Source organism: Paenibacillus sp. CMM36, assembly GCF_053570945.1.
The window spans coordinates 770,427-794,131 of the sequence record NZ_JBSEDY010000001.1 but is presented as its reverse complement, the minus strand read 5'-3'; the positions used below and the strand labels follow the sequence as shown (position 1 = coordinate 794,131).

General features: G+C 44.1%; 23 protein-coding genes and 1 other annotated feature. Of the genes, 4 read left to right on the top strand and 19 right to left on the bottom strand.

The genetic code is table 11. The features are described from left to right. Positions 1-17 precede the first annotated feature (17 nt). On the top strand, positions 18-983 hold the full coding sequence (nrdF, locus tag ACWA2B_RS03965; RefSeq protein ID WP_029516760.1) for a class 1b ribonucleoside-diphosphate reductase subunit beta: 966 nt from the start codon (positions 18-20) through the stop codon (positions 981-983). Positions 984-1,079: 96 nt separating this feature from the next. Here nrdF and ACWA2B_RS03960 read toward each other — a convergent pair whose 3' ends face one another. The 11 genes from ACWA2B_RS03960 to ACWA2B_RS03910 form a co-directional block, all read right to left on the bottom strand. Beyond that, positions 1,080-2,330: an MFS transporter gene (locus ACWA2B_RS03960; RefSeq protein ID WP_069011356.1), complete on the bottom strand. Its 1,251-nt coding sequence runs from the start codon at positions 2,328-2,330 to the stop codon at positions 1,080-1,082. Positions 2,331-2,484: 154 nt separating this feature from the next. Next, the gene (locus ACWA2B_RS03955) at positions 2,485-2,958 is read right to left on the bottom strand and encodes a MarR family transcriptional regulator (RefSeq protein WP_341071953.1); all 474 of its coding nucleotides are present in this window, start codon (positions 2,956-2,958) and stop codon (positions 2,485-2,487) included. A 162-nt stretch (positions 2,959-3,120) separates the two neighbouring features. Beyond that, positions 3,121-3,546 (bottom strand): VOC family protein, encoded by a 426-nt coding sequence (locus ACWA2B_RS03950; protein ID WP_449291711.1) that lies wholly within the window; start codon positions 3,544-3,546, stop codon positions 3,121-3,123. Positions 3,547-3,637: 91 nt separating this feature from the next. After that, positions 3,638-4,288, bottom strand: a complete 651-nt coding sequence (locus ACWA2B_RS03945) for a hypothetical protein (protein ID WP_430023971.1) — start codon at positions 4,286-4,288, stop codon at positions 3,638-3,640. Between the two features lie 208 nt (positions 4,289-4,496). Next, positions 4,497-6,605, bottom strand: coding sequence for a class I SAM-dependent methyltransferase (locus ACWA2B_RS03940; protein WP_430023969.1), 2,109 nt, complete (start codon positions 6,603-6,605; stop codon positions 4,497-4,499). 328 nt (positions 6,606-6,933) lie between these two features. Next, a complete protein-coding gene (locus tag ACWA2B_RS03935; RefSeq protein WP_029516754.1) occupies positions 6,934-7,278 on the bottom strand; it encodes a DUF3024 domain-containing protein in 345 nt (114 codons plus the stop codon). 235 nt (positions 7,279-7,513) lie between these two features. After that, positions 7,514-8,485: a glycoside hydrolase family 43 protein gene (locus tag ACWA2B_RS03930; protein WP_029516753.1), complete on the bottom strand. Its 972-nt coding sequence runs from the start codon at positions 8,483-8,485 to the stop codon at positions 7,514-7,516. Between the two features lie 40 nt (positions 8,486-8,525). Continuing rightward, the gene (locus ACWA2B_RS03925) at positions 8,526-9,911 is read right to left on the bottom strand and encodes an arabinan endo-1,5-alpha-L-arabinosidase (protein ID WP_340957560.1); all 1,386 of its coding nucleotides are present in this window, start codon (positions 9,909-9,911) and stop codon (positions 8,526-8,528) included. 80 nt (positions 9,912-9,991) lie between these two features. Beyond that, entirely contained in the window at positions 9,992-10,834 is an 843-nt protein-coding gene (locus ACWA2B_RS03920; protein WP_029516751.1) for a carbohydrate ABC transporter permease, read from the bottom strand. 27 nt (positions 10,835-10,861) lie between these two features. After that, a complete protein-coding gene (locus tag ACWA2B_RS03915; protein ID WP_013309768.1) occupies positions 10,862-11,752 on the bottom strand; it encodes a carbohydrate ABC transporter permease in 891 nt (296 codons plus the stop codon). 93 nt (positions 11,753-11,845) lie between these two features. After that, positions 11,846-13,189, bottom strand: coding sequence for an ABC transporter substrate-binding protein (locus ACWA2B_RS03910; RefSeq protein WP_029516750.1), 1,344 nt, complete (start codon positions 13,187-13,189; stop codon positions 11,846-11,848). 509 nt (positions 13,190-13,698) lie between these two features. Between ACWA2B_RS03910 and ACWA2B_RS03905 the strand changes: the two genes are divergently transcribed. Next, a complete protein-coding gene (locus tag ACWA2B_RS03905) occupies positions 13,699-14,628 on the top strand; it encodes an ArsR/SmtB family transcription factor (protein ID WP_029516749.1) in 930 nt (309 codons plus the stop codon). Between the two features lie 56 nt (positions 14,629-14,684). Here ACWA2B_RS03905 and ACWA2B_RS03900 read toward each other — a convergent pair whose 3' ends face one another. Together ACWA2B_RS03900 and ACWA2B_RS03895 are read right to left on the bottom strand one after the other, a co-directional pair. Beyond that, complete coding sequence (locus tag ACWA2B_RS03900; RefSeq protein ID WP_069011353.1) at positions 14,685-15,395, bottom strand: DUF1361 domain-containing protein; 711 nt, start codon at positions 15,393-15,395, stop codon at positions 14,685-14,687. 95 nt (positions 15,396-15,490) lie between these two features. Then, positions 15,491-16,099 (bottom strand): DUF1349 domain-containing protein, encoded by a 609-nt coding sequence (locus tag ACWA2B_RS03895; RefSeq protein ID WP_029516748.1) that lies wholly within the window; start codon positions 16,097-16,099, stop codon positions 15,491-15,493. A gap of 189 nt (positions 16,100-16,288) precedes the next feature. Further along, positions 16,289-16,527 (top strand) — a binding site (T-box leader). Positions 16,528-16,570: 43 nt separating this feature from the next. Here ACWA2B_RS03895 and ACWA2B_RS03890 point away from each other — a divergent pair. Continuing rightward, complete coding sequence (locus ACWA2B_RS03890; protein ID WP_029516747.1) at positions 16,571-17,755, top strand: aminotransferase class I/II-fold pyridoxal phosphate-dependent enzyme; 1,185 nt, start codon at positions 16,571-16,573, stop codon at positions 17,753-17,755. A 177-nt stretch (positions 17,756-17,932) separates the two neighbouring features. On the opposite strand, the gene ACWA2B_RS03885 is transcribed toward ACWA2B_RS03890, so the two are convergent. The 4 genes from ACWA2B_RS03885 to ACWA2B_RS03870 are packed head-to-tail and all read right to left on the bottom strand — an operon-like array spanning position 17,933 to position 20,139. Beyond that, positions 17,933-18,493, bottom strand: a complete 561-nt coding sequence (locus ACWA2B_RS03885; protein ID WP_029516746.1) for a GrpB family protein — start codon at positions 18,491-18,493, stop codon at positions 17,933-17,935. Between the two features lie 20 nt (positions 18,494-18,513). Beyond that, on the bottom strand, positions 18,514-19,104 hold the full coding sequence (locus tag ACWA2B_RS03880; protein ID WP_449291710.1) for an O-acetyl-ADP-ribose deacetylase: 591 nt from the start codon (positions 19,102-19,104) through the stop codon (positions 18,514-18,516). A gap of 32 nt (positions 19,105-19,136) precedes the next feature. Then, positions 19,137-19,529, bottom strand: a complete 393-nt coding sequence (locus ACWA2B_RS03875; protein ID WP_029516744.1) for a hypothetical protein — start codon at positions 19,527-19,529, stop codon at positions 19,137-19,139. A gap of 22 nt (positions 19,530-19,551) precedes the next feature. Next, positions 19,552-20,139, bottom strand: coding sequence for a TetR/AcrR family transcriptional regulator (locus ACWA2B_RS03870; RefSeq protein ID WP_318626711.1), 588 nt, complete (start codon positions 20,137-20,139; stop codon positions 19,552-19,554). 195 nt (positions 20,140-20,334) lie between these two features. Between ACWA2B_RS03870 and ACWA2B_RS03865 the strand changes: the two genes are divergently transcribed. Continuing rightward, complete coding sequence (locus ACWA2B_RS03865; RefSeq protein WP_449291709.1) at positions 20,335-21,570, top strand: MFS transporter; 1,236 nt, start codon at positions 20,335-20,337, stop codon at positions 21,568-21,570. Positions 21,571-21,656: 86 nt separating this feature from the next. Here ACWA2B_RS03865 and ACWA2B_RS03860 read toward each other — a convergent pair whose 3' ends face one another. Then, the gene (locus ACWA2B_RS03860; protein WP_029516741.1) at positions 21,657-22,397 is read right to left on the bottom strand and encodes a zinc ribbon domain-containing protein; all 741 of its coding nucleotides are present in this window, start codon (positions 22,395-22,397) and stop codon (positions 21,657-21,659) included. A 107-nt stretch (positions 22,398-22,504) separates the two neighbouring features. Then, positions 22,505-23,458, bottom strand: coding sequence for a helix-turn-helix transcriptional regulator (locus ACWA2B_RS03855; protein WP_029516740.1), 954 nt, complete (start codon positions 23,456-23,458; stop codon positions 22,505-22,507). Between the last annotated feature and the right edge of the window lie 247 nt (positions 23,459-23,705).

Sequence of the window (23,705 nt, the reverse complement as noted above, 5' to 3'; positions counted from 1 at the left end):
AAGGGAGAATGCTAACAATGACAGGTATACAAGCCGTAAACTGGAATCGCTCGGACGATGATTTTACACTGATGTTCTGGAACCAGAACATCATGCAATTTTGGACGGATGATGAAATCCCGTTGTCTGACGATAAAATGTCCTGGGTAACCCTCAGTGATATCGAAAAAGAAGCCTACATGAAGGTGCTGGGCGGATTAACACTGCTGGATACCATTCAAGGCGGTGTAGGTATGCCGCAAATTATGGAGCATGTGGACGGACTGCAACGCAAAGCCGTACTAAGCTTTATGGCGATGATGGAACAAATCCATGCCAAGTCGTACAGTAGCATCTTTACAACGCTAGCTTCCACGGAAGAAATTGACGGTGTATTCCGCTGGGTGGAAGAAAATCCACATCTCCAAACCAAAGCAGAAACCATTCGTCAATATTATATGAATATCCACACACCGAAAGACCTCTATCTCGCGATGGCTGCGTCGGTGCTGTTAGAAAGCTATTTGTTTTATAGCGGCTTCTTCTATCCTCTTTATCTGGCGGGCCAGGGCAAGCTGACATGTAGTGGAGAAATTATCGATTTGATCTTACGGGACGAAAGTATTCACGGTGTGTACGTAGGTGTACTGGCACAGGAGATTTATGCAGAATTGGACGAGGAAGAACAACGTGATCTTTACCAGACGCTGGTAGGCTTGCTGCGCTACTTGCATAATAACGAGGAACAATACACCGAGCAAATTTACACCCCTATTGGACTCGTAGACGATGTGAAAGTCTTTTTGCGCTATAATGCCAACAAGGCCATGATGAACTTGGGCTTTGATCCACTGTTTGAAGAAGAAGAAGTTAATCCCATTGTATTCAACGGCATCAGCACCCATACTAAGCAGCATGATTTCTTTTCTAAAAAAGGAAACGGCTATGTGCGGGCGATGAATGTAGAGCCGCTGACAGATGATGATTTTAATTTTGGCGTATAAGTACAATTACGTAAAACTGTAAACAAATAGGGTTTCAGAACTTGTCCCTGAGTTCTGAAACCCTATTGCCTAAAGAAAGTAGATAGTTTACATATTTCAGGATTTTGCAAAATCCTCATTTACATGCGTTCGCTTATATAAAACTGGTATTGCCGCTGTTATAAGGATTATACCCATAAAAGCGGGTGCGGCATGACCAAGTGATACATAGATTTGACCCCCAATAATAGGCCCAATCATTCTTGCTAAAGCCTGAATAGATTGACTACCTCCTTGAATCCTTCCTTGTTCACTAGAATCGACAGACTTGGAGAGCATCCCGTTGAATGAAGGTCCAAAGATCGAATCACCGAAACCAAATATAAACATTCCAGCGATAAAAAGAGGATAGAATGAGAACAAAGTAGATAGCGCAATAAGACTGTAACCTATAATCTCCGAAACCATTCCAAGAATGGCTATCTGTTTATCATTAAGTTTTATCAAAAGCTTGGGCATGATGAAACCTTGTGAAATGATGTCTTGGAAACCCATAATTGAAAACATAAGTCCGATTAGTGCAGGCCTCCAACTGAAAGTATCCATTGTAAATTGTGAAAAAACGGCCTGTAAAGATCCGTTGGGTATCCAAAGTAAGAACGCAGAGACAAGTAACCTATTTAAGTTTTTCATGGAAAGCAGATTTGCAAGCTGTGTAAATGGATTCAGTCTTACAAAGGTAATCTCTTTCAGTCTATGTTTCTTGTCAAGGCTCTCAGGCATAAAAAAGAATCCATAAACAACGTTCAATAAAGTTATGATTGCTCCAAAATACATGGGTACAGAATAACCAAACTTGGCAAGTAATCCGCCTAGAGTTGGCCCAATGACAGTGCCTACACCTACAACCGCACTCACCCATCCAAAGTATTTGGTTCTCTCTTCTGGAGGAATGATGTCTGCAAAATAGGCGAAGATCGTGCTTATGCTCCCGCCTGTTAACCCTTCTATGATGCGCCCAGCAAATAGTACCCATAGAGCTCCTCCTATGCCAAAAACCAAGTACCCAATTGCGGAACCCAAAAGGCATACTAAGAGCAATGGACGACGGCCATATTTGTCGCTCAAAGCTCCAAGTACGGGAGCCGCAAAAAACACGCAGAATGCATAAACAGAGGTCAGCAGCGTAACAACTATAGCTTGTTCTCCCGGACTGCTTGTATAAGGCTGCACTAAGAATGGGACGACAGGTATTATGATACTGAAGCCTATTCCGCAAAGAAATACAGAGATAAGGCCGAATATTAAAGCGTGTTTATCTACGGTTTGTTCTGTGTTCTGTTCATTGTGTGATCTACATTTGAACACTTCATTTCTCCCCTTAAAGGTTAATTTTCACTTCCTCGGAAGCAAAAATATCGTATCACAATTTTGCTTCCTCGGCAACAAAATAATAACAAAAAAATGCAGCCCGTTCTCAATAGAGCCCGGCTGCCTATGGTTTGATTTTCATTATTCAAATTTATTCCGTCTTAATATCTATACCCTGTTTTTTTATTTCTGCATCCAAATGCCTACTATACTTTTCCAAGAAGCTAATCATACTGTTAAATTGTTCTTCGGTTACCTGCTCAAATACGGCTTTATCCCGCTCTTGAAACTCTTTGTGCAGTTCCTCATGGATGTTATAGATTACTTTCCCTTCCTCAGTAAGCCTAAAATAGACTTCTTTCTTGTTATCCAGCTTCTGGTAGCTTTCGATAATGCCTTTTTTTATAAGCTTCTTAGTTATTTTACTTATGGCACCGGTAGTCATATAAAGGGACTCCGCAAGTTTTGTCACGTTGGAATCTGCATTTCTTTCAATGTATTCGATGCAATGTACTTCAGAAGGCTTATAACCCTTAAGGCTGTTTTCCATCTTATCTTTATTAAGCCAAACCATCTTGTTAAATAAGTCCCTGAAACCCACTATGACCTGTTCTTCTTTGTTCATGGCCTGTCCTCCCACCAGTTGGTGCATTAACAATACAATATAGTATATTTTTGTTTCTATTTCAACAATATTAAAATAATTATTGAATTGAGCACGAGGGCATACACGAAAAAAAAAACGGCCAGATCGCTAAAGTAGCGGAATCGAGCCGTTTTACATTTCTTAAGACCGAGCCTCAGTGAACATTTGAAAAGTGACACCAAACTTGTCTGTTACATTCCCATAAGCTGGACTAAAATGGGTTTCCTGCAAAGGCATTCCCACCTGTCCTCCCTGCTGTAGAGCATTAAACATTTTTTGAGCTTGCTCCACACTATCGGTTGTAATACAGATGCTCACCTGATTCCCGCGGCTAAACGGTGACCCGGGAAAGGTATCAGAAAACATGAGCTCTGTCTCACCCACTTTAAGGGTAGCATGTCCCACACGTTCCTTGACCTCTGCGGGAATGGGAAAATTGGGGTTTTCCGGCATTTCCCCAAAGGTTTGAATAAAAAGCAGTTGAGCATCCAATGCCTCTTTATAAAATTCGATTGCTTCTTTTGCATTTCCATCCATCGTGATGTAAGGAATCAAACGTTTGGACATCTTCAACACAGCTCCTTTAATTCGAGGTGGTTAACCCAGCATTTCTCCTGTATTATATACAAAACTTGTCAAGAAAAACAAATCTGTATTCTTAGCTTTCATGCACTTGAACGCCAAGCTGCTTTAGCTCCTTTATCGCTTCCGTAACGTTACGCTGTGGATGAAGCGCAGAGATCATCTGTGCAGTGATCGGAACGCCGTTGAAAATCTGGCTTACCACCCCTAGAGAAATCGGCAACTCATAGTAACTCTCAGCCCAATCCTGATATTCCTCCGGTGTAACTATAATTTTCCCCAACAAAAAGGATGAGCCATCGTCATATCCCTCAGGAAAGTTCGCGTTGCCCATACGCCACTCTTTATCTCCCGCTTCCCTCCACATACAAAAGGTAACGTCCTCTTTCTCCAGTGCTTCATCTTCCAAAAGCTCCATCATATCATCAGGCACACCGTCATATATGCCCGGCCAGACTTCATATTCGTCTCTCGCATGAGGACTTACAGGGGATTCATGGTCAAACCCCTTCAGCAGCACACCTTCACCCGTCCATAGCATATGAATCGTATCTCCAGCGCCATTGTTTACCTCACCCAGGCACACATCACCAGACCATTCAGACTGCATACGATACGTGCGTAACCAATCTTCTGGAGACAATATAATGTCCAGCGCTGACAGTAGTAGCATTCTGTCTTTTAAACCATTCGGCGTTAGCTGTGCATCAAGCATCATATTCTTCATCATTCCCCCACTTTGTTCATGCGACTAAGAATTCATCTGTCCCTACCTATATCTTTCAAGCTTCGCCCGCTCAACCACCTGCCGAATGAATGGTCCTTTGGCTTCTGTATACGCTGCACGGTCATATTTGAATGCATAGCTTTCTAAAAAATGCCTTCTAATCGTGCTTGGCACAAATCAGAAGGCATTCTCTTGTTCAATTTAAAAATCATTCAGCAACTCCAACCCTATTATTCGGCTTCTCAATCACGATCAGACAGGTGCTGTCTGGCAAAGAAACCTGCTGGCCCTGCTCATCCATGAACTCAACACGTCTGGACAGCGCCTCGGCATAGCCCTCCTGTAAATAATGACGGCTCACGCGGATAATCGCTTGTGATCCAAGTGTGCTACGAATACACTCTTCATACTGTGACGGGGTAAAATAACCAAACTGCTCCTGCACTTCATGCACATAGGCTTCCGCTCCCCATGTATAGGTATAGAGAAATTCCATCGCATCGTTCACTGGTAAAACAGCCTCATGCTCCCCCACACGCTCTATTTCAATGTGGCGACCTGCAAAATCTTGCGCATACCGTATCAGCCATTCCATTCCATCCGGCTCCAAGAATCGAATTCGTCTGCGCTGCTCTACTGGTTCGGTCATAATCCCGTCACGAATGATGATACGCCCGCCGGGTGCAAGCACACGATAGGCGCTCTGCAGAGCTGCCTCCACTGTTTGTGGATTGAACCGAATCCCATCTCGTTCAATGTAGGAATAGAGCTCGTGAAGAATCGAAGAGAAGATGACCGTGTCCATACTCCCCGTTTCCACATATTCCTCTAACTGAAGCGCATCCCCTTTGATGACATCCCAACGATGGCGCTCCAATTGCTTTTTACGTTTAAGTGCCTCAATGACATTTACAGAAATATCAAGACCTAATGGCTTCGCATCTGGTCTTTCCTGTTCGATCAGATCCAGCAGTACGCCCCCGCCGGGTCCAATATCCAGTATGCGGGTTCCAGTCACATAATCTAAAATGACCCTTTTGTAATCTACGGTCTGGTTCATATCTGTAAGGTACGTTTCCTCATTGTGAAAGCGATCATACGCATCGCGCCGTAATCCGAACAGATCGAACAGCAGCAGGACTGCTTTGTCATACAGAGGCGTTTTTTCTGCCTCAATACAAAAGTCAATCAGTTTCTCAGCCGCAGATGAAAATACAAAATTAAAAAATACAGTACTCGGCAGCTCCTCTTTATGCTCCACGATCACACTCAAATGAGGATTATGCTTCCGTTTTCCTTTTGAAATGTCCTGCCAAGACAGTGCACTTAAATATTTTTCTATCATTCGTTTTTTATATACGTTAATTTTCTTGACACCACGATAGTCATAATACATCGTATTCATGAGCGATTCGAAACTGATATGGCGAACGGTCGCAGGCTGTTCCTGCCCTGTGCCATCCCTTAATGTGAGTAAAAATACCTTTACCAGTTCTTGAAGTGAAAAATCCTGCAAAGCTGATTCTACATACCAAAGTGTCCGATTCTCCAACGGAGCCAGCGCCTTCTCTACATTCAACTCCCGCTCTAGTTCTGTGTAAGCCTGCTCGAACGGCTCCCCTTCATGAATGGAAACCGACCGTAATCTTTCCAGTCGCTCCTTTACACTCCAGACTACAGGTGCGTTATCCCATGCAATCCAGCCGATCAGCTGCTCCACTTCACTGCGTACTTGATCCCATAATGCAGGTTCCACCCCGGCGATAATACACTCGTTCAGGGCCCGTAAAACAAGCTCCAGTTCCTCAGGGCTTAGCCAGCCCTTACGAGTAATTTCAAGCAGCAGTCGATTTTCAGCAAAAGGAATTTCCCCCCGTATATATTGCCCGATCAATCCATGCGTCTCAATCAGAATTCGGGTCATGCTATTGCGCGGGTAAGCAGGGGACTCCGCTTGGGCCTGTCTGACATACAGTTGGGAGGATCCGATATTATGTACAAATAAATTAATACCCTCATGCTGCCAGCGTAGCCGTTCGCGGACTGTGCCTCCTTTGGCTGTCTCAGACCATACCAATACATCCTCCAGTAGCTCTTTAACCCAGAATGACAATGGAAGTCCGTCCAAAATAAGCAACGTACGCTCCACGTAATCCAGTACAGGATTGGCATCCTTTAACTCACCTATAGATCGAATGCGTTCCAAATTTACAATACGCTCCTCAGCCGAAACAAGCAGCTTTAACCAAGTCGGTGTATCCCAGGCCAGATCATTTTCTTTCCTGTAATTAGCAATGGCTTTTAACGATTGCAACATTTTTCTCACCTCGTGTGATTCGGATTCGGTATGCACAGGAGACTTTGAATAAGACATTTGGATTAAAACCTTGTATATACTACACTTTACCATACATTTGTAACTTCCACCTCGTGGAAAATATTAAACATTTGTATCAATCAACCGCTTGACATACTTTCCAAACGCACACATAACCCTCAAGTGCACTAGACAGTGCCACTTCAGACAAAACAAATGACCGTAACTTCCATATAAGGAATTACGGTCAGCCTGTTTATTTCCATATACAGTTTAACGACACGACTCCCACTACCTCCATCTTCCGAACTTATCATTCTGTACTTCGTTAACCTGTCCAAAAAATACCTGCATGATCTATTTCTACCTGTTCGAGCTGTTCTTCAAAGCACGGATTAGGTGCAATCTCTTTTACACGCTGCCAGCTTTCAGCCTCTTGCCGGGCATATACATGCCAATGATTTTCTTCCCAGCGAAATTGGACAATGTCCGTGCGATCCCACAACTCAGTTTCATTAGAAGGCCTTTCCTCCGTCAAGATCAAACAGTTATCCTCTATTTGATAAATGAGCCGCACGTCAGAACGCACGTAGCCTGGCACCTTTAGCGCAATATAGCCATTCAGCAGGTATTCAACCTTTTTAACGGTAAACGGATCAATCCGTTCGTTCACGAGATTTCCACTCCTTGATCAATTCGTAAATATTACGATTTAAATATAGCAGAAATCGAAGTTTTTGAAAAGAGTCCTTCATGCCGTCCCAAAATCAAAAAGATATCCTCCAGCCTGAAGGCTCAGAAGATATCTCATTACTCTTGTTATACGCAGCCGAATCATAATCCCCTATGATTTCTAGAAAGTTAAAGTGCCACTGTGCAACACGTCAACCATCTATAATAAATTTCGCTTATTTATCAACAGAAACGCCATCTGGTACTGGAATACCAAAATCAGGTGTTCCATCTTCTTTCCAGTAGAACGGCTGCACACGTGTATGACGATTCGGATCATACAGCGGGTCGCCTGTAATTTCCTTGTAATTCCGGGCGTGATATACGATTACATCGCTACCATCAGCAGCAACCGTAAAACTGTTATGACCTGGCCCGAATTGTCCTGTTTCCTCATGGGTGCAGAATACCGGCTGAGGTGATTTCGTCCATGATTTCGGATCAAGTAAATCCGCATTCTCATCTGCCGTCAACAGACCCATGCAATAATTGTGGTCTGTGGCGCTAGCTGAATAACTGATAAAGATCCGCCCGTTCCGTTTCAGAACCGCTGCTCCTTCATTCACCTTAAAACCGATGATTTCCCAATCATATTCAGGAGTGGAGATCATCACCTGCTCACCCCGCAACGTCCATGGATTGCTCATTTCGGAAATATACAGATTGGAATTACCGACGATGTCAGGGTCCTTCTGAGCCCACACATAATACAAAACTCCATTATGCTGGAAGGTTGTCGCATCGAGAGCGAACGTCTCCCAACGGGTTTTGATCTGTCCTTTTTCCACCCATTCCCCTTCCAGAGGATTAGCTGAATCATTTTCAAGCACGAACATCCGGTGGTCGAACAGGCCTTCCTTCGTTTCTGTTGTACGAGCTGCTGCAAAATAAATGTACCATTTGTCGTTTATATAGTGAATTTCCGGTGCCCAAATGTTCGCACTTAACGGGCCCGTTTCATATTTGTGCCACACTGCGACAGGCTCTGCTGTACTCAAGCCTTGAATAGTACTTGCTCGTCGAACCTCAATGCGGTCATACTCTGGTACAGATCCGGTGAAATAATAGTATCCGTCACTATGCTTGTAAATCCAAGGGTCTGCCCGTTGCTCAATGACCGGATTATTAAAGGGTACAGTTTGATTCATGGTTATTCTCTCCTCTATGTGTAGTATGTAGTTCATACAATTAATCGCTGATACGCTTTCCCCAAATGGAAATTCCCTTTTCATTCATACCCGTGAAAATTAAAGTATGGCGACCAAGCTCCCAGTCCCATGAAGGAAGCAATAACAATTCTTCCTTAGTTCCTTCGGATGTATTGCTCCAATCTATTGTTAGAGTACGCTTGCCATCAAAGCTCCAGTGACCTTCAAGAGAACCGCTGGTTGCCCGCCCTCCATCTTTCAGACGGAGCGGTTCAGCTTCCACTTGGCCGTCTACTTCCTGCTTTATCACGATGCGCTCCCAGTTGCCGGATAATAGCCTTTTGGGTATATCCTGCTCCTTTTCGCCGGCATAGCGCTCTGGAGAGACGACCGGCCAGCCCTCTGCCGTCCACAATATTCTGCGTACATGCAGGTACGGCCAGCTCTTGTCCGTTTCTCCTCGCGCATGATGTACAATATAATAATCCGCACCGTCCTTCAGGACAGAATTGTGACCTGGCGCAACCCAGCCTTCTCCTTCGCTGAACCGATAACCGCCCAATACCTTGTTTCCAATCTCGTATTGAGGCAAATAGCTGGTATCTGCCATATCATGTCCATTCATGTCCACATAAGGGCCTGTGATAGAATCTGAACGGGCAACGCGAACATTGTAGTCCTCAAACAAAGAATCATACGAGACGAACAAGTAGTATTTACGGAACATTGGATTGTACACAATGTATGGTCCTTCTACAGCACCGTCCTCAGTTGCCCGATCTCTGGCAGCGATATTTTTACCATAGCCAGATTCTTTGAGCTTTCCAGTCTGGGGATCAAGCGGTGTAATATAAATACCGCCGAAAAAAGAGCCGTATACCATCCATGGATTACCCTCTGCATCCAGCACCGGATTGGCATCAATCGCATTCAGCTTGTCATGCTCTTCCGTTTTAACGACCAGCCCCTCATCCTTCCAAGGGCCTTCCGGGGAGCTGGATGTCTGCAATCCGATCGCAGACCGTGTGCTGCCAAAGGTAGAAGCAGAGTAATACATCCGATAGGTATCACCCATCTTGATGATGTCCGGTGCCCACAGATTGGTTGCCGATGACCACGATTCTGCTTCCTTTGGAATGCCGGGGAGTGCATACTGCACCCAATTCCAATGAATCAGATCAGTCGATTTGCGTACCATAACACCAGGTCTCAATTCTCCACCTGTCTTTACATCCGTTGAGTAGACATAATAGCCTTGATCCGTTTTGATAATCGCCGGGTCATGTGCATTGTTAATGGTCCAGCGCTGTTCATCGTTAATCGTACTTTGATCATACAAGTGATCGGGAGGCGGAGCCTGCGGATACACAGGGTCCGGAGTGTTATCCCCACAGCCAGATAGACCCAGCATGAGCAGCATAACCATAACTGTTATTCTCCTCCTTCCTTTACCCATTACATATTGTAACTGCCTTACATCATTCATGCGTACCCTCCAAGTGTCAATTAACCTTTGACACCCGAAATAGCAACCGATTCAATAATTTGTTTCTGGAAGATCAAGAATATAATCAGTACAGGTAACAAGGCTATTATTGATGCTGCCATTATAAGCGGATAGTCCGTCTGAATGGCGTAAGTCGCATTAAAATTCGCGATAACCAGTTGCAGTGTCTGCGTTTCTGGTGAGTTCAAGTAAATAATCGGTGCCAAATAATCGTTCCAAATCCCCATGAACCATAAAATAAGCTGTGCCGCAACTGCTGGCTTAATGAGCGGGAACGTTATCGACGAATAGAGTCGGAAATAAGAACTTCCGTCAATTTTCGCAGCTTCGATAATGGCATCCGGTACACTAAGCAAGTACTGCCGCAGGAAAAAGATCATAACTACATTTCCGAACAAACCCGGAACGATCAGAGGCAAAAGTGTATCAACCCAGCCAAGTTTGGAAAACATCATAAACTGTGGAATCATAACCGTTGGGTATGGAATCATCATAGATGCGATGAGTGCCAAAAACAGTTTGTTTTTATGGGGAAATCTCAGCTTAGCAAATGCAAAAGCCGCCACACTGGATGTAAAGGTACCTACAACGGTAACACTTACAGCTACAATCACGCTGTTCTTGATTCCGCTTAACAAAGGCCCTGCTTCCCAAATTTCCTTATACTTGCCAAACTGGAACACCTCTGGTATCCATACTGGTGGAAGAGCAAAGACATCCTGCTTTTCTTTCACTGAAGTGGACAGCATCCAAAGCAGCGGCGCGATCATCACAATCGCTCCAATCGCTAGTGCAATAAAGATAATGATATTGGTAACTTTCGTTTTTTGACTATGGGACATAATCAGACTCACTCCTTTCCGCGAAAATCAATCCCCATCAAAGGACGATTTTTCATTCATTTTGAATTGAATCAAAGTTACGATAAAAATGAAGATGCCGAGAATCATAGCCATCGCGGAGGCATATCCCATTTGCAGGTTTTTAAATGCCTTATCCCAAATATAAAAGACGATTGAGGCGGATGAGTATTCCGGACCCCCTGTAGGTGTCATAATGTTCATTTCAGTAAAGATTTGCGAACCACCAATGATATTAGTTACGACCAGGAAAAAAGTTACTGGTTTCACCATTGGCCATGTAATATTGCGGAACATTTGGAATCCGCTAGCTCCATCTAGCTCTGCTGCTTCATAATAAGAGCGAGATACGCTTTGCAGGGCTGCCAAATATAGCAGCATCGTATATCCGAGACCCTTCCAGACGGTCATGAGGATCAAGGCCGGTTTGACCGTATCCTTATCCATTAGCCAGTTAGGACCCTTAATACCGAATATTTCGAGGAATTGGTTCACCAAACCATAGTCCCCGTTGTATGCCCAGTTCCACATAATAGAAACGGCAGCCAACGAAGAAATAACCGGGATATAGTAAATCACACGAAATGTTGTCGTACCTGGAATCTTGCGATTCAAACCTAGTGCCAGCAGTAAAGCTAGTACAAGACCGATTGGAATACCTAGCATTAAGAAAAGAGTATTGTACATCGATTTATAAAAGAGCTCATCGCTAAATAAATCTTTAAAATTGTCGAGACCAATAAAGTTCATTTGTCCCAATCCGTCCCAGTCTGTAAAAGAGCCGTATAATGAATAGACAAACGGGAATAACGTAAAGATTAGCAGACCGAGAATAGGTGGAAGAATAAATAAGTATCCATATACCTTCTCTTTGCGGTAGAGATTAGATTTGGTTATCACAGGGCTCACCTCTGTTTCTAATTTGGAATGAAGATGATGTTAGCAGCATGATATTCAGCCACTAACATCATCCTTTTTTCCTCTATTTACGCATTATTTCTGTGATTTTTTCTCTTGCTCCACCGCTTTATCCAGCAGTTTCTGCATCTTCGGTTGTTCTTGTTTCACATAATCTGCCGCCGTAATTTTACCATCCAGCACAGGTTGAATATCTGTGAAGAAAATATCGTACCATTCTGCATTATACGTATAGTTGCCTGGTAATGAGCGTCCATAGTCATTTACGATATCAATAAATTCTTGTTTATTGTTAGGCTTGGTTTTCGTATCTTTGGACCATTCATCAGCCATGTCCAGCAGATTCGGAATTTGTACCTTGGCATCTACGAGCTGCTTCATTCCTTCTTTAGAAGTCGTCAGATAGTTAACCAGTTCAACAGCTTCATCCGGGTATTTTGTTTTAGAGGAAACGCCGATACCCAGAGAACCGATCCATGTTGCTGATTTGCCAGTCGATCCGGCTGGGAACGGCAGTAAATCATATTCGAATGGCAGTTTTTCAAATGTACTCATATCCCAAGGACCAACCGGGAAGAATGCCATTTCGCCCTTCATCCAACGTTGGTATGTGTCCAATGTTTGTGATTGTTCAATACCAGGTGTGATTTTATATTTGTTTTGCATGTCAGCAAAGTACTGAAGAGCTTCCGCAAATTTCGGATCATCAATCGTTACTTTCGTTTTGCTCTCATCCAGCCAATCAGCCCCATTACTCCATACAAAGGCTTGCAATGCCCACTGAACGTTAAAACCTGTACCGTATTGATCTGGCTTGCCGTCACCATTGGTATCTTTGGTCAACTCTTGGCTAACCTTGATAAATTCATCCCATGTATACGGTTTGTCTTTGTCAGGCAATGGAACGCCCGCTTTTTCGAACATCGTTTTGTTGTAGCCAAGTGCGAATGGACCTAAGTCCTTCGGCATACCGTAAATATCTCCTTGACCGGCCATTTTACCGTCATAGCGATACAAATCTATACCGTATTTCCAGATGTTATCCAGTTTAATATCCTTGTTCTTCTCAATGTAAGGAGTGAGATTCTTCAATACCCCACTGTTTACATAAGCTTTCACATCTCCAGGGGCAAAGTAAAAGATATCTGGAAGATTATTTCCTGTGATCGCAGCTCTTAGCTTTGTAGCATATTGATCCGCTGCCGTCACGACCATTTTAACTTTTACGCCAGGATGTTCCTCTTCAAATTTCTTGATTACTTCCTTATAAGCCTTTTGTTCATCTGTGCCACCACGGAACATGAATGTCAGTTCCTTACTTCCATCACTACTGGAACTTCCCCCACTACAACCAGCCAGTGCAGCCACCATTAACAACAGAACAACCATTGTTATTGCAAAACCTTTTTTCTTTATCAACGCGACCCCTCCTAAATTTAAATGAAACCGCATACATTTAGTGTTAAAATAACTTTATACCACTCGGCCTAATCTTTAACTGTGCGGTACACAACCCGTTGTTGATTGCCGCTGTGATTATCATCCCTCTCATGTACCATATAATTAACATTTTACTTTATCAATAATGAATTCGTTTACAAACAAAATATAGCATGCCTTTCCTCGGTTCGTCAATGTATTTTTCAATCTTTTTAAATAATTATAAAACATAGATTAGAGTAACATGGAAAGCAAAATTAAATCGTATTTAAGTTAACTTTTATCGAAATAATCAGTGATAAAGCTTAAATACGATTTATTTTTGAAGTAATTCTTAATTCGGAGTTTAATTTGCTCCCCTCTTTATTTAGTAAAAAAAAATTTACAAAAAAGCAGTTTACTTCTTTTTGATTTTATTTTAACATAAATCAAAGTAAATATATAAGCGCTTACATCACAATTTTTATAGATAAGGATGGTCTATAGCTATGATTTATATTAAGGACTTAATGTCAGGATTAGATATTTTTAAAGCACTGGGTTCAGAAATCCGCATTCAAATTCTCGAGTTACTTGCCTACCAGGGACAAAGTATGAATGACATTGCTAACAAACTTAATTTGAGCAACGGTACCATTACAATGCATATTCGAAAATTGGAAGAATGCGGCCTTGTGGAGATCAATACCGTGAGCGGCAAGCACGGCACCCGAAAAATGTGCTATTTGAACAAGGATAAACTGATGGTAGATTTGCGCAGTAGAGAACAAAAAAATGTGTATGAGGTTGAGATTCGCGTAGGTCATTATAGTAACTATCAAGCGTCCCCCACTTGTGGATTGGTGACCCGAGACAGCATTATCGGCGATTTTGATGATCCACGCTATTTTGCAGATCCCGGGCGGCTGGAGTCGGAAATGATCTGGATGGCTGAGGGCTTTTTGGAATACCGTATCCCCAACTATCTGAAAGCGAATCAATCCTTTAAAGAAATTCAATTCTCCGCAGAACTGGGCTCAGAAGCACCCTGCTATTGTGAGGAATATCCCTCCGATATTTGTTTTCACATTAACGGTATCCCTATTGGGCACTGGACCAGCGCCGGAGATTTTGGAGAAGTGCCGGGGGTTCTCAATCCAGATTGGTGGCCACCGCATCTGAATCAATATGGTATGCTCAAATTAATTCGCATCAATCAACAAGGCAGCTTCATTGATGGGTGCCGCATTTCCGAGGTCACAATAGATGATATTAACCTTAATTATAAAAGCGACATTACACTCCGTTTATCTGTAACCGATGAATCAGAAAACAAAGGAGGACTCACTATTTTTGGCAAAAGATTCGGGAATTTCAGTCAGGATCTGCTTGTGCGCGTGCTTTACGATGTGCATGGGGAGGACAACGCCAACTCCTGACTCGCCACATGTAAAAATAGGCCGAAGCCTGTATTCATGGAATACATGTCCTCGGCCTAAACATCCTGATCCTCACTTAAAGAGATATAGATCAATAAATAAAAAATGACTGCTATCCCAAACACCAGCCAGCAAAAGGACAGCAAATGAAGCCTAGGTCCAGCATATACTCCCCAGCTCCAAATATCCGTAAGGAGCACCAGTGGCTGCAACAACACATCCCAGCTATTCCAGCGAGCAAATCTGCCTATATATACGCCTATGCTGTCCAGCCACAACAACACCAAAACTACAGCCCATGCGAGCCCCTTTGAACAAATCCTCCTCAGCATATGATGGATCACCAACACACAAAGGGATGTAAGAAAAAGGCCAAGCCCTGCTGCTGAAAAAGACGTAAATAAGATTAACCAAAATTGGGTGTTCAACCAAAAACGTGTATCAGGATTCACATCGTAAAAACGAAACGCATGAAGTAACTCAGTCACCAAATAGAGAGCATTCGGCAGAAAAAACAACCATACAATTAAAGAGAAAAATAAAAGAATACTCCTCACTTTTGTACTTCGCAGTCTGGATAAAGCCATCATGCCGAGAGTGATAAAGACCGGAACCCAGGCCAGGAATATATCCCAGTACAGAAATTGATACATCCTCGTTCCGCTTGTGGACTGTAAATACATAATGAGCCCGAAACAGCCCAACGTAGCTACAAGCAGCACTCCCAACAAACTGGGCAGCTTGTAACCCTTCCTTCTTAACAGCAAGTTTCCATCTACCTCCTGCCTGAGTTGCGTATATACGTCTTTTCTAATCCTAATTTTATAACGCTTTCATATTAAGAAAGAGGGTCTTTGTCTGTTTACTCCACGTTTCGTATGTCCTCAGATACATGGTTTGTTATCGTCAAGGCATCAAAGGTAACAGCACAGCCCTCCCCCACGGGAGATTGAGCAACAACTCCGACTTTTAGCTGGTTAGGAACATTCATCCCAAAATATCTCGCCAGCTTCCAATGCTGACCATCTGATGAATAATGAAATGCAAAGCAATTTCCAGCTCGTGCCACTCGTAAATACGGATTGGACACGTCCATCGCCCCAGAGATACAATCATCAGATGTATCCCGAGTGACCACACTAAGAATAGATGGAATGCTTTCGAAATATTCAAAACACAGCTTAGCCCAGCGGGTATCATCCGCCATTATCATCAAACATCCTGAATCATAAGGCTGCTTCATATCAACACGAACCCTCGTCCATATTGTAAAATCACCTTGAAGCGTTGTATGCAAAAAAGGTGCGGACGATTTAGTCGCTGCGCCGGACGGATCCCTAAAGAAATCTGCCTGTGAAGGTGCAAAAATTTGCAAAGACTTGGTATCATCAAATCTCCATTCTGTCGGCTCATTGATCCAGCTCCAATCCGCCGGCAAAACTTCACCGCTAAAGCGTTCAAATACGTTCATATGGATACCATTCCTCTCTGGCAATATAGTCATATAACACATTGAAATCTGGGGCACAATCCCCTTGATACCACTATATACGTTATTTTCCAGTCGTCAATAATGATGATATGTCTTTAGAGTTTATGAAAAAAAGACTTGCCATCCTGAAATGTTGTGCTTATAATTACACCTAACTTGATACGGTAACAAATTTCAATGACGAGAACGAGTAAGCTATACAGCGGATTTGCAGAGAGTTGGGGCAGGTGAAAGCCAACATTCCGAGGGTAGCCGAACGCCATCTCTGAGAAGCGGGCTGAACCTGAAGTAAGCTCTGCCGCCTTTCCAGCGTTAACCGGAACACGTATTGATGGATACGTGAACAGAGTGTCATTTCCTATGGAATGAAACTAGGGTGGTAACACGGGTATAAACTCGTCCCTTTTACAGGGGCGGGTTTTTTTGTTTTTCAAAAAGGAGGAAATCATCATGACAAATGTATCGACAGTAGTATCTATAACCGATTTTTTGACTCCAGCTGTACGGGAAATGCCGCCTTCAGGCATCCGTAAGTTTTTCGAATATAGTACAGGCAGAAAAGATATTGTATCGCTTGGTGTCGGTGAACCCGACTTTGTAACCCCTCAACATGTCAGAAAGGCCTGTATCACAGCACTGGAAAATGGCAAAACATCATACACACCAAATGCCGGTCTTCCTGAGCTTCGTGAGGAGATTGCCGGGTATCTGGAGAGCAACTTCAACACATCCTACAACCCGACAGATGAAATCATGGTTACCATTGGCAGCAGTGAAGCCCTAGATTTGGCACTACGCGCCCTCATCTCAACACACGATGAAATACTCATTCCGGCTCCATGTTATATTTCGTATTCGCCCATCACGTTTCTGAACGGAGGACATACCGTAACGGTTGAAACCTCTGCGAATCAGCAGTTCAAGCTGACAGCTGAGGCACTTCAAGCCAAGCTGACTCCACGATCCAAAGTGCTTATTCTCTGTTACCCGAATAATCCAACGGGTGGGGTGATGACCTATGAGGATTGGCTACCGATTGCCCGCCTGGTTGAGGAGCATAATCTTGTCGTCATATCAGACGAAATTTATGCTGAACTGACCTATGGACAGAAGCATGTAAGCTTCGCTGCTCTGCCAGGAATGAAAGAGCGCACCCTGCTCATCAGCGGCTTTTCCAAAGCATTTGCGATGACAGGCTGGAGGGTCGGCTATGTGTGTGGCCCCAGAGAGTTGATTTCAGCTATGCTGAAGATTCATCAATATACCGCCATGTGCGCTCCTATTATCGGGCAAATTGCCGCTATTGAATCCCTGCGTAACGGGCTGGAGGAAAAAGATCGTATGATGGAGTCCTACAATCTGCGTAGAAAATGGTTCGTTGAAGGCCTATGTCAGACAGGACTGCCATGTCACGAACCAAACGGTGCCTTCTATGCTTTTCCCTCCATTATGCACACAGGGTTAAACTCAGAGCAGTTTGCCAAGCGGTTGCTGGAAGAAGAAGGAGTCATTACTGTACCCGGTTCCGCATTTGGCTCAGGCGGCGAGGGCTTTATCCGCTGCTCGTATGCATCATCGCGAGATCAGTTGGAAATGGCTTTGGAGCGCATTAGCGCATTTTTGAAGCGCCTGTAAATGCGATTTTTCCTATCTTGAAATGAACATGAGTACTGGATGAACCCTACTGTAACAGCTTCTGAATAAGCTTTTTCTGGTGTGCTGGCAAGCCTTCCGGCCATTCCCCTACACGGCAATAACAAATGTCGGAGACTTCAGCGCTTGGTCGGAAAGTACCCGGAATGTCCGGTCGTCCTAGTCTTTAGGATGTCCGATATTCAGAACGTTTTGCACAAAATCAGTCTTGGCATCCGTGTACGCTTCACGATCATGCTGATTTTCCATCGCCAGCCGCCTTTTTAATACATCATATTGCTGAATCAGCTCAGGCTGTTCACGAAGTCGGTTCCGAAACAATAGCTGCCGATCCCAATGCTCATCAGATTTCAGTATGAGATGCAGATGTCCCTTTCTTTGATCCTGTTCCACTTTAACCAAAAATCTTCTCCATTCCCGACCGTCCAATTCAGGCGGAACATAGTTCCAGCCTGCTGGTTGTAAAGTAGACACGATCTGTTCCAGTTGATCCCAAGATTCTAATTTTGCCATTATGTCAATAATGGGCTTAGCGGAAAGATTGGGAATTGCCGTGCTTCCTATATGTTCGATTTCCGTCACCTTAAACGGCAGTAATAACTCCCGCAACTGGTGAATGATCTTTAGGCCCTGCTCTGACCAGGCAGGATCAGGATTCACTATTTTTACAGGCTCCGTAGCCCACACCGGCCAATGTTCCTGGTTTTGCTCCTCATGCATTCATGATCCCCCCCTAATTTCTATTCATGTATTCTCTCTTCAACTGTATCTTTTTGAATATCCTTAACACCATCTTGTAACTTACGGCTGTATAACTGAGCATTTTCCGCATCAAAACAAACAAAAATAATCTCATTCAAAGCCGAATGTTCACGTACAAAACGTGTCACTTCCTGTATAGCAATATCCGCCGCCTTTTCTTTCGGGAAACGGTAGATGCCTGTGCTGATATTCGGAAAGGCAATGCTTCGTGCATTCAGTTCTAAAGCTAATTGGAGTGCATTATGGTAGCATTTCGCCAATAGCTCCTCTTCCCGATGGTCGCCACCATTCCACACAGGGCCGACGGTATGAATAACATATTGGGCATCCAGCTTGCCAGCTGTGGTATAAACTGCCTCTCCTACGGGACATCCACCCTGCTTGTTTCTGATACTTACACAATCTTCTAAGATAGCCGGACCGCCAGCCCTATGAATCGCGCCGTCTACGCCACCGCCACCCAGCAAGCTTGTATTGGCTGCATTGACAATAATATCCGCCTTACAACGGGTAATATCCCCTTGCATCACACGTATTGTCACGTTTAATAGTTCAATTTGGGTATCCATTGATCCTCTCCCTCTTCTAAAAATCAACTCGTTTATATAGTCATCTTATAGTCTCTACAGGCAATTTCTACTATATCGTCATAGGTTTTCAACATATAGTGCTTTAGATTTTTCCCCCGTGCGCTTGCTACTGTAGCTAATAACGGCGTATCTATAAGCTCATCAAAGCTGCTGCCCTGCGTATATTCCCGTTCAGACATGTGCAAAGCGACGTCCAATTCAATCATGTTGAAGTAGTAGACTTCTGTAAATATCAGTTCATAGGGCACAAAATCATCTGCTGCTTCCGTTGCCAGCCCCCCATTAATCTCTCCCTTTAAAATCAGCTCCTTCTTCGAATAATTCATATGCACATGGTCCAAATAGATCGCATCTCGTCCATACAATACTCCAATCGGGGTTTGAACGGCCTTTATCTGTGGCATCCACGCTACCCTCCCTTCATCTCTATTTACCATCCAGCAACATAAGTGCGGTCGCAACCGCATGATCCACAAAAGAACGCTCTGGGCGTGATTTCATCATCACGGTAATCCCGATTAACAAAGAGACCAACATATGCGCCAAAGCCCGTGCATCCATAGTCGCCTCAAGCTCCCCAGATTGAACACCACGTTCGAGGGTCTCCTGAAAGACAGCAGAAAGATACATTTGATGTTCTCTAGTTAAAATTTCGAATTTTTCATCATGAGGGGCTAATTCTACCATCGTGTTGATGCAAAAGCATCCCTTATTGGGTCCCTCCTCGTACTCTTCTGCCACCACTCCTCCAAAAAAATTGTAAAATGCTTCTTTTACAGATGAACTATTTTGCAGCTTAGCCCTTACACAAGCTGCATGAGATTGCGTATATTTGCGCAGCGCGGCTTCGAATAATTGCTTCTTGTCTCCAAAAGCAGCGTAAATGCTAGGACGCTGAATTCCCATTTTGAAGGTTAAATCGCTTAAAGAGGTAGCCTCGAATCCTTTTTCCCAAAAAATTTGCATCGCTGCATCCAACGCTTGATCTTCATCAAATTCCCGTGGTCGAACCATAAGCAGCTCCTTCTTTTCGTATCGTTCAGTATATTAAGATTGTATGATTACGAAAAGGAACTGTCAAATATGTACAGGATAAACTCTTGACATAACATATATGCACGAGTTATATTGACCTAAATTAATTACATACCAATCGGTATATTATACTTAACGGTATGTAACTTACAGAAAGCGATGTGGTATGTGAAAATGAAGACGTCAGAAGAAAAAGCGGTACTCTTCCCTCATCAAACGGTAGCAAATGCTACCGAAACAGCCCCCATTCCCTCCCTGTCCCGATCTGTGGCACTCCTATTTGCCATAGCCTGCGGGCTGGCTGTCGCTAACATTTACTATGCACAGCCACTGCTGGATGCGCTGGCAAATGAATTTGGCATTACGCACTCATCGGTAGGCATGGTCATTACCGTCACGCAAATTTGTTATGCATTGGGTTTATTGCTGCTCGTTCCGCTTGGCGATCTTTTGAATCGACGGCGGCTGATCGCTGGGCAAATGCTACTGTCCGTGCTGGCATTAAGCGTGGTTAGCTTTGCTCCTACTCGTACAATACTGCTTATGGGAATGGCAATGGTTGGACTGCTGGCTGTAGTTACTCAAACACTCGTGGCTTTCGCCTCTACCTTGGCTAATCCGACTGAACGGGGTAAGGTCGTAGGTCTGGTGACCAGTGGAGTCGTTATTGGCATTCTGCTTGCACGAACCGTGGCCGGTGTATTAACTGATCTGGCAGGCTGGCGTTCAGTTTACCTTGTTTCTGCTATACTTACGCTGTTTATGGCTGTAGCTCTGTTGCGGGTGTTGCCAAAGAACGAACCCACGAGTGCGACACTTTCCTATCCGCAGCTGCTCCGATCGGTTATCTTGTTGTTCGTGCAAGAACGAATTCTACGCATTCGCGCTGTCCTTGCATTGCTCATTTTTATGGCATTCAGCATATTGTGGACTTCGCTTGTGTTACCTCTCAGTGCCCCGCCTCTATCTCTTTCACATACAGCCATCGGAGCCTTTGGCCTGGCTGGAGTCGCCGGAGCATTAGCAGCAGCACGAGCAGGGCGTCTTGCTGATCAAGGCTTGGGACAACGGACGACAGGTATCGCACTCGTTGTATTGCTGCTGTCCTGGTTACCTATCCGCTACACCGAGCATTCTTTGTTCGCTTTAGTTCTTGGCGTAATACTTTTGGATTTGGCCGTACAGGCTGTACATGTCACCAACCAAAGCTTGATTTTCAATGTTCGCCCTGAGGCACGGAGCCGACTTACCGCAGGCTACATGATATTTTATTCCATCGGTAGCGCCACCGGGGCTATTGCTTCCACTCATATGTACATCTATGCCGGATGGAACGGGGTGTGTCTATTAGGAGCTGGTGTCAGTGCTCTGGCTCTCATCTTTTGGGCTGTGACCCGACGTTCAACTTGATGGGGAGAATGCTATGGATTGAATCAGAAAAAACCGCCGGGTCCACGACAATGACCGGGTGGTTCTCTTCTGTCACGACAAAATCATCACTTGATTGCGATATAAATCAAAACAGGTTCATCAGGACTGCCATACACTTCAAAATCACCTGTGTATGTCCGCTCCCCTTGTCCCGTGGCAGCCCACTCCCAGATCGTCTGCCATACACGGAAGATAGAAGAGGGTTCCTGAGTTGTCTGAAAAATGGCGTAGCGTGCAGCCGGAATAACAAGTTCTTCAAGATCGTCAGGAGTTTGGAAATCAACAGCCGCTTCCTTCCCGATAAAGAATGTATACTCGCCCAAAGCTCCATTTTCATAGTCAGTATAGCAACCATAGACGGAAGCAGATCCTTCATGCCCCCTGATCCGACCTGGCACACCCTCGCTCCAAAAACGTTCCCACATGTTTGGAATGATCCCGTGAGATGTTTGTTCCTTCTGATTATTTGTACGTGCTTTTAGTCCAATTAAATGGATTTCACCTCGGTATTCCTCCCGAATGGGTCCATCAAGTTGAAGCTCTGTATCCTCTAAAGACCTCCACCTTTTCAAATGCGGTAGGTAATTACGCAGCATCGAAGTCGCTTCTTCTGCCTGCATCCCCTCTTCTACCAGGATAGGCACACACTGCTGAATCATCCCCTCCATAGTCAATTCAGGCTGTACAAATTCGCCTTCCTTGTAACAATACTTGCAATACTCATCCGTTTTATGATGTTGTGCATCCGTTCCATATTGGTCCTCATGCTCCAGCGGCATCCCACAACTTTGACAAGCTTTATCCATCCTCGTAAATCCCCTTTCGCTATCTGATATCAGGTATGCCACCAGTATAACGAAACAAACCTGACAACTATGGGTCAGGTTTGTTTTACTTTAATCTAAGAATTCCTTTATGATTCCCGAACTTCTTCGTAATTAGACGCAATACGCAGCGCCATCTTATGAATCTTATCCCGCAAATGGGCTGGTTCTTTGACAACCACATCCGGTCCCAGGCTTAAAATAAATCCGTACGCCCATGCATCCTCAGGAAACGGGACCGAGACCGTATAGATCCCTTCCTCCTGCTCGGTCAATGCTTCTACGCCAAACCAGTCCTCCGCCAGATGCCTTGAGTTACGGTTAAATTGTAGCGTAAATGGTTGTACGGCCCTGGATACCTCCATCCGCCCCTCATTCCACGGCAACACTTCATAAGAAAGATCCCTGCGAGCAAAAACGGTCTCTGTAACCACAAGGTCACTCATGCGGGAAAGCTTGAATAGACGAAACTGCTCCCTATCGGGACAATATGCATATACAAACCATTGTTGTCCTTTCAGAACGAGCGTATGCGGTTCAACATTCCGTTCTGTAATGGCTCCCCCCGCATTTCGATAGGTAAAGGCGACAGTGCGCGCTTGGCTCATTGCTTCTTTTACCTTTATCAATTTGCCTTCCTGCGCAGCCCGATTTCCCCATCCCGAATGATCGACGATAAACTGTGTGGTATGGACACTAAATTGCTCTTTCCCAGACTCTGGTATAATACTTTCAAATTTATGAAGTAACCGCGACACATTCGGGCCGCCCAACGACGAGGACAAACTCTGCAGCCCCATTACAATGTCCTTGACATCATGATCCGTCAACATACTGCGATCCAGGCGGTATCCTTCCATCAAGCCGATCCCCCCATTGGCTCCCTGATAAGTCACCACCGGAATACCTGCCATACTAATCGCTTCAATATCTCTATAGATCGTCCGGATCGAAACCTCATATAAATCAGCCAGTTCCTTCGCTTGTATTCTATTTTTCTTTAGTAGCAAAATGACGATAGAAAGCAATCGGTCAATTTTCATTTTTTCAAAACCTTTCACCATTAATAAAAATAAGCCATGAACTCCTCATCGTATTCCTTCATCTTACTCTATCTCTTATCTTGGGATTTAGCAAAAATCCATTGAGCGACTTTCAATAAACAAGATATAGATCGAAATGGTTTAGTTCGTCTATATCTTGCACTTCAGAGCCACTAGTATCGAATTTTGCAAAATCCGGATCTAAAATGACTCTGTTATTCTTCAATTAAAATAACCTCAGGTACTC

Bases quoted from the DNA above. Each gene is read 5' to 3' on its own strand.
- ACWA2B_RS03860 (WP_029516741.1), bottom strand. From the start codon at position 22,397: ATGGATAAAGCTTGTCAAAGTTGTGGGATGCCGCTGGAGCATGAGGAC.
- ACWA2B_RS03950 (WP_449291711.1), bottom strand. From the start codon at position 3,546: ATGTCCAAACGTTTGATTCCTTACATCACGATGGATGGAAATGCAAAA.
- ACWA2B_RS03890 (WP_029516747.1), top strand. From the start codon at position 16,571: ATGACAAATGTATCGACAGTAGTATCTATAACCGATTTTTTGACTCCA.
- ACWA2B_RS03855 (WP_029516740.1), bottom strand. From the start codon at position 23,458: ATGAAAATTGACCGATTGCTTTCTATCGTCATTTTGCTACTAAAGAAA.
- ACWA2B_RS03920 (WP_029516751.1), bottom strand. From the start codon at position 10,834: ATGTCCCATAGTCAAAAAACGAAAGTTACCAATATCATTATCTTTATT.
- ACWA2B_RS03925 (WP_340957560.1), bottom strand. From the start codon at position 9,911: ATGGTTATGCTGCTCATGCTGGGTCTATCTGGCTGTGGGGATAACACT.
- ACWA2B_RS03885 (WP_029516746.1), bottom strand. From the start codon at position 18,493: ATGCATGAGGAGCAAAACCAGGAACATTGGCCGGTGTGGGCTACGGAG.
- ACWA2B_RS03875 (WP_029516744.1), bottom strand. From the start codon at position 19,529: ATGCCACAGATAAAGGCCGTTCAAACCCCGATTGGAGTATTGTATGGA.
- ACWA2B_RS03955 (WP_341071953.1), bottom strand. From the start codon at position 2,958: ATGAACAAAGAAGAACAGGTCATAGTGGGTTTCAGGGACTTATTTAAC.
- ACWA2B_RS03945 (WP_430023971.1), bottom strand. From the start codon at position 4,288: ATGAAGAATATGATGCTTGATGCACAGCTAACGCCGAATGGTTTAAAA.
- ACWA2B_RS03940 (WP_430023969.1), bottom strand. From the start codon at position 6,605: ATGTTGCAATCGTTAAAAGCCATTGCTAATTACAGGAAAGAAAATGAT.
- nrdF (WP_029516760.1), top strand. From the start codon at position 18: ATGACAGGTATACAAGCCGTAAACTGGAATCGCTCGGACGATGATTTT.
- ACWA2B_RS03905 (WP_029516749.1), top strand. From the start codon at position 13,699: ATGATTTATATTAAGGACTTAATGTCAGGATTAGATATTTTTAAAGCA.
- ACWA2B_RS03865 (WP_449291709.1), top strand. From the start codon at position 20,335: ATGAAGACGTCAGAAGAAAAAGCGGTACTCTTCCCTCATCAAACGGTA.
- ACWA2B_RS03870 (WP_318626711.1), bottom strand. From the start codon at position 20,139: ATGGTTCGACCACGGGAATTTGATGAAGATCAAGCGTTGGATGCAGCG.
- ACWA2B_RS03895 (WP_029516748.1), bottom strand. From the start codon at position 16,099: ATGAACGTATTTGAACGCTTTAGCGGTGAAGTTTTGCCGGCGGATTGG.
- ACWA2B_RS03930 (WP_029516753.1), bottom strand. From the start codon at position 8,485: ATGAATCAAACTGTACCCTTTAATAATCCGGTCATTGAGCAACGGGCA.
- ACWA2B_RS03880 (WP_449291710.1), bottom strand. From the start codon at position 19,104: ATGGATACCCAAATTGAACTATTAAACGTGACAATACGTGTGATGCAA.